We start from the raw sequence: 12,054 nt of genomic DNA, 5'->3' as shown, positions 1-12,054 counted from the left end.
GAACATGGCTGGATGAACGCAGCAGCATACGCCGCTTCACGCGCGGCTTAAATCACTGCGCAGATCGCCCAGCAGGCTCGGCATGTCGTCGGTAAACAGGTGCGGGTAACACTGCTGGAGATGGGCGAAGAAGAAAGCCTCGGGCACATCGGGAAATTGCCCATGATCCACCACGTATTCCATCGAGCGTTGCCCCTGGCGGTTGAACGCATGGAAAACACTGTCATTGATCCCGTCGAACTCCAGCGGCGGCACATCGAACAGCTCACACAATTGCTGGTTGAACGCAGGCGTCGCCTTGACCCAGCGGCCGTTCAAATAAAGCTCGGTGTAGCCGTGCATGGCGAACACATCACTTTTGAGCAGCGCAATCAGGCGCGGCGTCGACAGATGATTGCGCACGTCCGCCAGGCCGATGCGCGCCGGAATGCCGCAGTGCCGCGCACAGGCGGCGAGCAAGGTGGCCTTGGGCACGCAATAGCTTTCGGCAGCCGCCAGGGCGAAGCTGGCGTTCAAGGTGCCTGGGTCGCGGCTGAAGGTGTAGGGGTTGTAGCGCACCGCCTCCCGTACGGCGTAATACAGGGCGACTGCCTGGTCACTTAAAACCGTGCGGGTACCGCGGTGTTTTTCGGCGAACTCCACCACGGCAGGGTGGTCACTATCGATGAAGCGGCTGGGACTCAGGTACGTATCCATGAGCTTGATCTCCGAGGGAAGCCTGGAGTTTAACGACAGGTGTGCCATGGAGATAACGACGAATCGGCCAAATGTCGGCGCCTGGTGATCGGTGATCCCACGGTGTTCCCAGTACCACTCGTAACGCCTGATCACCGCGCTTTCTCGGATGCCGACTAAGCTCAATGGTGGTTTTGCCCCTGGTTTCATGGAGGATTGAATATGCTGTTGTTGTGGATACTGGTTCTGGTGGTCGGCATTGCCTACCTGGCACACCGCCGCACCGCGCCTCTGCCTGCCCTGGGCGTGGTCGCCGTTTACCTGCTGGCGATGGGCGCCTGGAGCCACGCACCGGGTTGGCTGCTGCTGATCTTCTGGGTGCTGATCGCCCTTGTCGCCGCGCCGCTGCTGCTGCCAGACCTGCGCCGCCAATACTTCACCAAGCCGCTGTTCAGCTGGTTCCAGAAAGTCCTGCCGCCGATGTCCGAGACCGAGCGCGACGCGATCGATGCGGGCACCGTGTGGTGGGACGGCGAACTGTTCAGTGGTCGCCCCGACTGGGACAAACTGCTGGCCTACCCCAAGGCGCAACTGACCGAAGAAGAGCAGGCCTTCATCGACGGCCCCACCGAAGCCCTCTGCGCCATGGTCAGCGACTGGGAAATCGGCCAGGCCATGGACCTGCCACCCGCTGCCTGGGAGCACATCAAGACCCACGGTTTCTTCGCCCTGATCATCCCCAAGGAATATGGCGGCAAGGGTTTCTCCGCCTACGCCCACTCCCAGGTGGCCATGAAGCTCGCCACCCGCAGCGGCGACCTGGCCTCCACGGTGATGGTGCCCAACTCCCTCGGCCCGGCCGAACTGCTGCTGCACTACGGCACCGACGAACAACGCAACCACTACCTGCCACGCCTGGCCCGTGGCGACGATATTCCGTGCTTCGCCCTCACCGGCCCGCTGGCGGGCTCCGACGCCGGCGCCATGCCCGACACCGGGGTGATCTGCAAGGGTGAATGGGAAGGCAAGGAAACCCTGGGCCTGCGCCTGAACTGGGAAAAACGCTACATCACCCTCGGCCCTGTCGCGACCCTGCTCGGCCTGGCCTTCAAGGCCCATGACCCGGACCACCTGCTGGGTGAAGAAGAAGACCTCGGCATCAGCCTGGCGCTGATCCCGACCGATACGCCCGGGGTCAACATCGGCCGCCGCCACCTCCCCCTGGGCGCGGCATTCATGAATGGCCCCAACTCGGGCAAGGATGTGTTCATCCCCCTGGAATTCCTGATCGGCGGCCAGGAAATGCTCGGCAAGGGCTGGATGATGTTGATGAACTGCCTGTCGGTAGGCCGCTCGATCTCCCTGCCCGCCGTCGGCACCGGCGCCGCCAAGTTCACCAGCCTGGTCACCGGCCAATACGCCCAGGTGCGCGAACAGTTCAACGTACCGCTGTCGGCCTTCGAAGGTATCCAGGAAGCCCTGGCACGTATCGGCGGCAATGCGTGGCTGATGGACAGTGCGCGGATGCTCACCGCCAATGCCGTCGACCTCGGGGAAAAACCCTCGGTGCTGTCGGCGATCCTCAAGTACCACCTGACCGAGCGCGGCCGCGAGTGCATCAGCCACGCCATGGACGTTCACGGTGGCAAGGGCATCATCATGGGCCCGAACAACTATCTGGGTCGCAGCTGGCAGGGGGCACCGATCTTCATCACCGTGGAGGGCGCGAATATCCTCTCGCGCAACCTGATGATCTTCGGCCAGGGCGCGATTCGCTGCCATCCCTTCGTGCTCAAGGAAATGGCCCTGGCCGGTCGCGAAGACCACGACCAGGCCCTGAAGGAGTTCGACGGCCTGCTGATGCAGCACATCGGGTTTGCCGTGAGCAACGCGGCCAGCACCCTGGTACTCAACCTCGGTGTCGGGCATTTCGAAAAAGCCCCGGGCAACCGTTTGAGCCAGCGCTACTTCCGTGCGCTGAACCGCCAGGCCGCCGCGTTCGCGCTGCTCGCCGACCTGAGCATGATGCTGCTGGGCGGCGAATTGAAACGCCGCGAACGCCTGTCAGCGCGCCTGGGTGATGTGCTGAGCCATATGTACCTGGCCTCGGCGGCGCTCAAGCGTTACCACGACCTGGATTCGCCGGACCACCTCGAACCGCTGTTCACCTGGGCCATGGAAGAAAGCCTCGGCGAGTCGGAGCGCGCACTGGATGAACTGCTGAGCAACTTCCCGAGCAAGGTGCTTGGCTGCCTGCTGCGGGTGATCGTATTCCCGTTCGGCCGTCGCCATACGGGGCCATCCGATGCGCTGGATGCCGAGGTGGCCGCGGTCATCGGCCGTGCCAAGGGCGACCCGACGCTCGAGGAGTTGCTGGCCGGCTGCTATCGCCCGCAATCGGTGGACGATCCCGTAGGCGCCCTGCAACACGCCTACGACCTGCTCGGCGCCAGTCATCCGCTGCAAAAGAAACTGCATGCTGCGCTCAAGAGCGGCCAGGTCAAACCGACGTCCGGCGAGCCTGCCATCGACGCGGCGCTGCACGCCGGGGTGCTGCAACCGGCCGAAGCGCAGACCCTGCGCGACGCCGAGGCGGCACGGCGCAAGGTGATCGACGTGGATGATTTCAGCAAGGAAGAACTGGCCCAGGCAGAGGGCAAGGTCCGCTGAGTCCAGCGGTCATATAAAAACGGGCGCTGGGGCTATATACTCCTGCGCCCGTTTTTGCTTTAGAGGACTTATCTCGTGTCCAACGTCGTTGCCGATCATCTCGTCTTGCTCGACCACCTGCGCAGTATCCTGGTTGCCGTCGGCGAAGCCGAACAGGTGCCCGAGGAAAGCCACACCCTGTTCCTCGAACGCTTTGACGAACTGCGCGCCCTGCTGCCGATCGACCCGATCGAAAGCCAGTACCTGGGCCAGGACCTGATGAGCCAGGTCATCCTGCGCTACCCGCAGATCGCCCACCTGGTGCCGCGCGACCTGCTGTGGTTCTTTGGCGGCGACTGCCTGCACTTCATGCCCGACGAAGAATTGGACCTGTACGAGGCCCTGGAAGAACGTCGCTTCGAAGCCGAACAGAACGACGAACCGTTCGACTGGAACCAGGAAAAGCAACTGCTGGCCATGCCACAGGACCAGAGCAAGCACTGATCCTTCAAGGCACTGCTGAACTGAATGTGGGAGCAAGCCCCTCAACCCTCAAATAAGTCACTGATGATTAAGAATTAAAATATCTTCTTAAATGACGGCTTTTTTACGGCGAGCGGGCCCGTTGTGGCAAGCAGGCTTGTTGTGGCAAGCAGGCCTGTTGTGGCGAGCGGGCTTGCCCCGCGTTGGGCTGCGAAGCAGCCCCAATAAGGCCACCGCATTTCTTCTGGTAGAACTGGGAGACTGGTATTAGGGCCGCTACGCGCCCCAACGCGGGGCAAGCCCGCTCGCCACAACAGGCCTGCTTGCCACAACAGGCCCGCTCGCCACAGGGTTTCCAGTTTGCTGTACGACAGCGCTACGTCAGAGATTCAGCGGGGGCTCAACGTCGGCTCCTTCGCCATGCACGCCACCAGATAATCGATAAACACCCGCAACTTCGGCGGCAGATACCGCGTTGGCGAATGCAGCAACCACGCCTGGCCATGGTAGGACGCAATAAAATCCCACGCGGGCAACACCTGCACCAAGCGCCCTTCCTCCAAGGCATGCCGCGCGGTGAAATACGGCAAGCTGCCAATCCCCACATGCTGCAACACGGCATCGAGCCGCACGCCCGTGTGGTTTGCCGCATAACGCCCACGCACGCCGACCGTCACCGCCCTGCCGCCCTGGCGAAATTTCCAGCGTGAATCCCCCGGGGTTTCCCCCAGGTAGATACAACTGTGTCCTAACAAATCCTGGGGATGGCCAGGCGTGCCGTGCTCGGCCAGATACTGGGGTGTCGCGCACAGCAAGTGCTCGATGGGCAGCAGTTGCCGCCCCACCAGCCCAGGCGGCGGGCTGTCGGTGATGCGGATGCTCAGGTCGACGTTGTCGTCAATCAGGTCCACATGCCGATCCTCCAGGATCAGTTGCACATCCACCTTGGGATAACGCCGCAGAAACTCCGGCATATGCGGATGCACCACAAAACGCCCCACCGCCTTGGGCACGCTGACCCGCACCAGGCCCTCGGGCTCGTGGGTGAACTGGCCGCTGATTTCCATCACCGAGCGCGCCGCGTTGACCATCTCCTGGCAACGCTTGAACACTTCTTCGCCGCCCTCGCTCAAACGCAACTTGCGCGTGGTGCGCTGCAGCAGGCGAGTCGCCAGCGCCTGTTCGAGTCGCGAAATACTCCGGCTCACCGCCGACGGCGAAACACTCAATTGCCGCGCCGCTGCGGAGAAACTGCCGGCTTCCACCACTTTGACGAAGATCGCCATTTCACCCAGCAGCGGCAAGGGAAGATTGATGCTCATGACGCACAGGTCCATTGATAATTCAGCGGATTATCACTCATTCACGCACTATTTATACTGCCCGCAGAACCTTGATGCGGATGTAGAGAATGACCGAGCGCCTGTTTTTCACCCACGACCACCTCACAGCCGAGCTTGAAGTGCTGAGCTGCACGCCGCACGCAGGGCAATTTGCCGTCATCCTGCTATCGACGATTTTCCACCCCCAGGGCGGTGGCCAACCGTTCGACACGGGCTGGCTTGGCGGCAGTCAGGTAGTGCGGGTCACCCAAGAGGCCGATCGCGTGGTGCACTATGTCGACCAGCCGGTGGAACCGGGCCCGATCACGGCGCGGGTCGATGAGCAACGTCGCACCCTGCATACCCGCCTGCATTCCGCCGGCCACTTGATCGGCAATGTCGGCGAAACACTCGGCTGGATGCCGATCAAGGCGCACCATTGGCCAGGCGAAGGCAAGATCACGTTTATTCGTGGCGAACAGGCCCAGACCATGGACGCCGAAGCCATTCAGCAGCAGGTCAACCAATGGATCGCCGCCGACTTCCCGCGCCATATGACGCTGGAAGATGGCACCCGGGAAGTCGGCTTTGGCGAACTGCCCGCCTATGCCTGCGGCGGTACCCATGTGCAAGCGTTGAGCGAGCTGGGCCAGGTGACGATCCTGGCGCTGTCGGAGAAAAAGGGCGCGTTGTCCGTTCGCTACGAAATCAACTGACACAACCCATCAGCGGCAAACTCAGTGATAAAAGCACGCCCTAGACCATGATCGCCCCTGCCCGCCCCGGCTCCACTACAAACGACTTGAGCGTCGAAACGGTGGCTGCCGGGTCGCGAGGATCGGTAATCACCCGAAAGTTCGTCAGCATCTTTCGCGCCTCCAATGCCACCGACACATAGCCCCGCTGGCGACTGTCGAAAAACTTCACATGGGGGTTCAGCGGCAGGATCTGGGTGAAGGCGTCATAGGGCGGCCCGTCGGACGTCACCGACGTGCCGACAAACTCGGTGGCGACGACCGGTGAATCCGGGCGATCGCCATCGGCATGCAGGTCCGTGACCCAGAACGAATGGATATCGCCGCCCCAGAACACCGGGTTCTTGACCCGATGACGCTCGATGGACGCCAGCATCCGCGAACGATTAGCCATATAGCCATCCCACCCATCGGTCCAGCGCCCAGGCATGTGGCTGGTCAGGTCGCGTTGGGTCAGCGGTGCCACCAGCAGGTCCTGGGCGATCACATTCCACTGCGCCTTGGACTGGGCGAAGCCCTGGTCCAGCCAGGCCTCCTGCTGCCACCCCAGCATCGTGCGCCCTGGGTCACGCAAGTCGGCGCACGTATTGGCCGCTACATGCCCCTGGTGGCTGCCATTGGCGAGGATGCACGGTTGTTCGGAGCGATACTGGCGGCCGTCGAGTACGTGGAAACGCGCCAATCGTCCATAGTCCAGGCGTCGGTAGATACGCATGTCCGAGCCGTGGGGCAGGCTGCTGGCGCGCAGCGGCATATGTTCGTAGAACGCCTGGTAGGCCGCTGCGCGTTGCTGGAGAAATTGTGCCACTGGAATCCTGGGGTCCTGGGACCAGCGGTTGGCGTAGTCGTTCTGCACCTCATGATCGTCCCAGGTGGCCACGCTGGGGGCCGCGGCGTGCAGCGCCTGCAGGTCCGGATCGGTTTTGTACAGGGCGTAGCGGTTGCGGTAATCCGTCAGGCTCACCGCATTGCCACTGCCATGGGGACGAATGATCTTGCCCGAATCGGCCGCATAGGAATTGTCATAGATGTAGTCGCCGAGGAAGAACACCAGGTCGGGTTGCTCCGCCGCCAAGTGGCGATAGGCGCTGAAATAACCACGCTCCCAGTGCGAGCACGAAACAAACCCCACGTGTGCCGATGCCATCGCATCCCGTGGCGGCGCCGTACGCGACTGCCCCACCGGGCTCTGCGCCCCCAGCCCCTCGAACTGGTACCAATACGGCCTGCCCGCCACCAACCCCGCGACCTCCACATGCACCGAATGGGCAAACCGCTCGGTGGCCATCACCTCGCCCTGGCGCACAATGCGTGTCATCGCCGCATCGCTGGCCACTCGCCAACGCACCGGCACCGCACGCCTCAAGCCACCCTGGCCATCGACCGCATTGAACAACGGCGCCAGGCGTGTCCAGATCACAAAGCCATCTGGCAGCGGATCGCCAGACGCCACGCCCAAGGTGAACGGATAGTCGACTCCCGCACTGCGGGCGAACGGGCTGAGAATCGAAAACGTGGTAGCCACCGCCAGCCCGGCAAGTACCCGGCGGCGGCCAAGATCAATCTCGCCGCTCATGACCGAGACTCCCAGCCACCCAAGTGCCCGTAGTGATGAGTAGCGTTGATGCGCAGGCTAACGATGCCCACCAACGCGTCTATGTCACGCCGATGCATGCCCAGGCTAATCAAGCCCAGGGAACGAAATTTTTCCTGCATGCCGTCGATAAAACCATGGGCGTCTTCCAGCGTGTACGGCGACGGAATGCTGGCCGTGTTGTCGGCAACGTTCGGCCCGTTGGCAAGGGCGCACAACGTCTCGGCCTGGGCTTTTTCCAGCGCTCGCAACAGCAGTCGCGAGGTGGAGAGATGTGGCAATTGGCTACTCATTCCAGGGGCGCCTCGATGTAAATTTTTTGAGAATGCCCCCGGTGAGTGTCAGTTTGGTTACACCCCGTAAATGACCGGTAAGTCGTCTGTAAGACGCGTCCTAGAGCCCTCAAAACGTCAACTAAAGTTAACCGTTCGGTCATTTTTCATTGCTAGCGTGTCGCCCCTAATTCAATAACGGGGTAGCGGAATGAGAACCTGGGATGAACCCAAGAAGCGCAAGGCACACATCGAACTGATCCCGATGATCGACGTGATGATGTTCCTCCTGGTGTTTTTCGTACTCGTGAGCCTGAACGTGATTCCGGCGCTCGGTATGAAGACCCAGTTGCCCAGCGCCAGCAGCTCACAACAGCTCAAGCCACAGAACAAATTCATCCTGACCTTGGGCCTGGAAGGCCAACTGCAACTCGACGGCAAAGACCTTACGGTCGACGCTCTGGTACCGGCGCTGAAGGCGGCAGAAAAGCCCGATACCAAGTCGACGATCATCGTCAACAGCGACAAGGGCGTGGAAGTGTCGCGCCTGGTCGAGGTGATGGACACCCTGCGTATGGGTGGCTTTACCTCCGTGTCCATTGCCACGCGTAAGTCCTGATCATGTACGTCCTGTTTCGTGCGCGTCAGCTGCTCGGCAGTGTGCCGGCCCTGATCGCCCTGGTGCTGATTGCACTGGGTATCCAGTCCCAGACGTTGAAAGTCGAGCCGGTGTACGACGAGTCGGCGGTCGAGTTGGCATTGGTCGAACCGGAGCCCGAAGTGGTGCCGGAACCGGTGGTGGAACAAGAGCCGCCACCCCCCGTGATCGAGGACGAAGAGGCCCCACCGCCGCCACCGCCCAAGCCGGAACCCAAGCCCAAGCCAAAACCGCAACCCAAACCGGTGATCACCAAAACCGCGCCCACCGCGCCACCGGTAGCCGCCGCCAAACCGGCACCCCCCGTGATTGCCCCGGCGGCGCCGACACCCGCACCGCCTGCGCCACCGAAAGTCGACAGCCAGGCCCTGGAAGGCGGTTACCTCAAGGGTTTGCGCAATGAGCTGGACACCTACAAGCAATACCCCACCGGACGCCAGGCCTCCCTCGAACGCCCCACCGGCGAGGTCGTGATCTGGCTGCTGGTAGACCGCCAGGGTCGGGTACTCGACTCCGGCTTGCAAACCCAGGCCTCGAGCATGTTGCTCAACCGGGCCGCCACCAACAGCTTGCGTCGTATCAAGCAAGTCAAGCCGTTCCCCGAGCAAGCCTTCGGGGGGCGCAATGAGCAGCGCTTCACCGCCACCTTCAACTACAGCGTGCAATAAGCACCCGACACCAGGACGACAGTGATGAGGTTCACACGGATTCATCTGGCACTCGTTGCCGCAAGCATGGGCCACGGCATGGCCATGGCCGACACCAGCGACAGCGATGTCGGGACCATTGGGGTTCAGGGCAAAGCCACTGCCGGTGGCGGTTATATGGTGCAGGAAGAAAGCATCAAGGCTCGCTCCACCGTGACCAAGGAGGCCCTGGATAAACAGACCGCCACCGGCAATGCGATCGACAAGCTCAAGTACACCCCGGGCTTGAATATCTCCAGTGAAGACAACACCGGCCTCTCGGGCTTTCGCTTCACCATGCGCGGGCTTAACTCCGATCAGGTGGGGATGTCCGTGGACGGTATGCCGATCAACGATTCCGGCAACTACGCGTTGTATTCCAACCTGCTGGGCGACCCGGAAAACATCGACCAGATCTTCGTCACCCAGGGCTCGGCCGAATCCGACGGCCCGCACATCGGTTCCAGCGGCGGCAATATCGGCATCGTGACCATTCGCCCGACCAAGGAAACCGGCGCGTTCGTCAAACAGATCATGGGCAGCAACGCCACGCGCAAGACCTTCGCCCGTCTCAATACCGGCGAGGTCAATGGCCTGAGCAACTGGCTATCGGTGTCCCACACCGAAGGCGAGATGTGGCGTGGTTCAGGTGCCGTGCGGGCGGACAAGGTCGAGTGGAACAGTTTCTTCGATGCGGGCAACGGCAACACCGCCAACCTGATCCTCAAGTACCACGAGCAGGACAACAACAGTTATAGCCAGTTGACCAAGGCCCAATTCCAACAGAACGGCCCTAAGTACGACCCCTACCCCGCCACGCCGACCGTGGGTAGCAACGGTAAGCTCAATAGCTACTACGCCCTGGCGCAGAACCCGTTCCAGACCTTTACCGGCGTGCTCAACACCCAGTTCAAACTGGCCGATAACCTGGCCCTGTCGGTGATCCCGTATTACTTCTGGGGTAACGGCAGCGGCGTCAACTCGTCGAGCTACGCACTCAACCGTGGCTCGAACGCTGGCGGCGTATTCGACCTGAGCAACCTGCCTACCGCAGCGCAATACAACGCCGACGGTTCCTCCACCACCGGCGTGTACTACCGCCCTTCGCGCACGCAGACGTGGCGACCAGGGATTACCACCAAGCTGAACTGGGACCTGGAAGAACACAGCCTGCAATTCGGCTACTGGTACGAACGCGCGCGGCAGAGCCAGACCCAACCGTTCATTGCGCTCAAGAACAACGGCAAACCCACCGACACCTGGCCGGACGGCGACGCCGTGGTCGATGCCAACGGCAATACCGTGCAGGGTCGCGACCGCTTCACCGTCACGCCAGCACAGAAAGTCTGGGCACAGGACACCTGGTATTTCGCCCCCGACTGGACCCTGGTGGCCGGCCTGGCGTACATGAACGTCAAGCGTGACGGTACCAACCACGGCAGCCTCACCGAACAAGCCGAAAAACGTAACCAGAGCTACAACAAACTGCTGCCCAACGCTGGCCTCAAATACCAGCTCGATGAACGCGACCAACTGTTCTACAGCCTGTCGCGCAACATGCGTATCCCGCAGAACTACGTGCTGTACGACAAGGGTGTGGACTCGATCAACTCCAAGCCGGAAACCAGCTGGAACCATGAGTTGGGCTGGCGCTTCACCGGCGACGACATGACCGTGGCCGCCACCTTGTTCTACATGCAGTTCAAGGATCGCCAGGTGTCGTCCAAGGACATCAACGGCGACTTCGCCGACATCAACGCCGGCTCCGTCAACAACAGCGGGCTGGAGCTGGAGTGGAGCGGCCTGCTGCCCAACCACTTCAACTATTACACCTCCTACACCTACACCAAGGCCGAGCAGCAGGATGACCTGACCGTCTACAACGCCGGCAAAGCGATCCTGTTGCCCACCAGCGGCAAGCAGTTCGCCAACGTGCCGAAAAACATGCTGGCAGCCAACATCGGGTATGACGACGGGCGCTTCTACGGCACCTTCGGCGGCAAATACACCAGCAAGCTCTATGGCGACCTGACCAACGACGAAGCCATCTCCGGGCGCACCGTGTTCAACGCCGGCGCCGGTATCTACCTGCCGGTGGACAAGAAGGTGGTCAAGGACGCGACCCTGCGCCTGAACGTCGACAACCTGTTCGACAAGAAGTACCTGGACGGGGTGTACACCACTAAGACCAACGCCGCCACCTACGGTGGTTTCCGCGACGGCGACCCGGCCTACATCGTCGGCCTGGAACGCACCGTGACGGTGTCCCTGGAAGCCAATTTCTAACTGCGAGGTAAGTGAACATGGACATGAACCTGCTCCACGACATCACCTTCTATGTGATGTATGCCGCGATGGCCATCGCCATCTTCATCACCATCGAACGAGGCATCTACTTCGCCTACGTCCGCCGCCAGGCACGCGCCTTGACCGCGGCACTGGGCGCCCAGGTGCACAGCGAGCGCGACTTGCCGGATAGCTTGACGCGTCGCGACAGCCTGCCATTAAGCATGGTGGTGCCGGTGCTGGCACAGAAGGCCTCCCACGGTTCGCGCAAGGACCTGGATGACGTGATCGAAACCCAATACCTGACCACCCGCGCGCCACTCGCCCGCAGCCTGTGGATCATCGAGACCATCACCACCGCCGCGCCGCTGCTGGGCTTGCTGGGCACCATCCTCGGCATCATCGACACGTTCAAGGCGCTGGCCTCGGCGGGTGTGTCCGACCCAGGGCAGATTTCCGGTGGCATCGGTACCGCGTTGTTCGCCACCGGTTTGGGGATCGCCATTGCACTGTTCTGCGTGGTCTTCCACAACTTCTTCCAGGACAGCCTGGAGCGCATCAACGATCAGTTGAAGATCCTGCTGATTCGCGCCGCCACCGGTGCCCGTGTGCAGGGTGAAGTGCCGCATCTGGTGCCTGCGGCGTTGCACAGCCGTACTGCGTAAGTGTTGGGA

General features: G+C 61.8%; 10 protein-coding genes and 1 pseudogene. 7 read left to right on the top strand and 4 right to left on the bottom strand.

Translation table 11 applies throughout. The features are described 5' to 3' along the window. Positions 1-36: 36 nt before the first annotated feature. On the bottom strand, positions 37-696 hold the full coding sequence (locus tag P2T68_RS11210) for a transglutaminase family protein (RefSeq protein ID WP_277379340.1): 660 nt from the start codon (positions 694-696) through the stop codon (positions 37-39). 201 nt (positions 697-897) lie between these two features. On the opposite strand from P2T68_RS11210, the gene P2T68_RS11205 reads away from it, so the two are divergent. Then, positions 898-3,345, top strand: a complete 2,448-nt coding sequence (locus tag P2T68_RS11205; protein ID WP_193690381.1) for an acyl-CoA dehydrogenase — start codon at positions 898-900, stop codon at positions 3,343-3,345. A 75-nt stretch (positions 3,346-3,420) separates the two neighbouring features. Beyond that, entirely contained in the window at positions 3,421-3,828 is a 408-nt protein-coding gene (locus P2T68_RS11200; RefSeq protein WP_277379339.1) for a PA2817 family protein, read from the top strand. 368 nt (positions 3,829-4,196) lie between these two features. Here the strand turns inward: P2T68_RS11200 and P2T68_RS11195 are convergent, their stop codons facing one another. Beyond that, positions 4,197-5,129 (bottom strand): LysR family transcriptional regulator, encoded by a 933-nt coding sequence (locus P2T68_RS11195; protein ID WP_041161134.1) that lies wholly within the window; start codon positions 5,127-5,129, stop codon positions 4,197-4,199. An 89-nt stretch (positions 5,130-5,218) separates the two neighbouring features. Between P2T68_RS11195 and P2T68_RS11190 the strand changes: the two genes are divergently transcribed. Then, on the top strand, positions 5,219-5,845 hold the full coding sequence (locus P2T68_RS11190) for a serine-tRNA(Ala) deacylase AlaX (protein WP_024074351.1): 627 nt from the start codon (positions 5,219-5,221) through the stop codon (positions 5,843-5,845). Positions 5,846-5,885: 40 nt separating this feature from the next. On the opposite strand, the gene P2T68_RS11185 is transcribed toward P2T68_RS11190, so the two are convergent. After that, positions 5,886-7,460 (bottom strand): alkaline phosphatase D family protein, encoded by a 1,575-nt coding sequence (locus P2T68_RS11185; protein ID WP_024074350.1) that lies wholly within the window; start codon positions 7,458-7,460, stop codon positions 5,886-5,888. An 11-nt stretch (positions 7,461-7,471) separates the two neighbouring features. Beyond that, positions 7,472-7,771, bottom strand: a pseudogene (locus P2T68_RS11180) (GNAT family N-acetyltransferase); the annotation flags it as partial. Positions 7,772-7,961: 190 nt separating this feature from the next. On the opposite strand from P2T68_RS11180, the gene P2T68_RS11175 reads away from it, so the two are divergent. From P2T68_RS11175 to P2T68_RS11160, 4 genes are read left to right on the top strand one after another with little or no spacing between them, the layout of a single operon-like run. Next, entirely contained in the window at positions 7,962-8,369 is a 408-nt protein-coding gene (locus tag P2T68_RS11175; protein WP_017254317.1) for a biopolymer transporter ExbD, read from the top strand. Positions 8,370-8,371: 2 nt separating this feature from the next. Next, a complete protein-coding gene (locus P2T68_RS11170; protein WP_024074348.1) occupies positions 8,372-9,076 on the top strand; it encodes an energy transducer TonB in 705 nt (234 codons plus the stop codon). Between the two features lie 24 nt (positions 9,077-9,100). Continuing rightward, positions 9,101-11,380: a TonB-dependent receptor gene (locus tag P2T68_RS11165; RefSeq protein ID WP_024074347.1), complete on the top strand. Its 2,280-nt coding sequence runs from the start codon at positions 9,101-9,103 to the stop codon at positions 11,378-11,380. A gap of 17 nt (positions 11,381-11,397) precedes the next feature. Beyond that, a complete protein-coding gene (locus P2T68_RS11160; RefSeq protein WP_069075596.1) occupies positions 11,398-12,045 on the top strand; it encodes a MotA/TolQ/ExbB proton channel family protein in 648 nt (215 codons plus the stop codon). Positions 12,046-12,054: the final 9 nt, after the last annotated feature.

This window comes from Pseudomonas sp. G11 (assembly GCF_029457515.1).
Lineage (GTDB): Bacteria > Pseudomonadota > Gammaproteobacteria > Pseudomonadales > Pseudomonadaceae > Aquipseudomonas > Aquipseudomonas gorinensis.
Note: the sequence above shows the minus strand (reverse complement) of the source record. Positions and strands in the feature narration are given on the sequence as shown.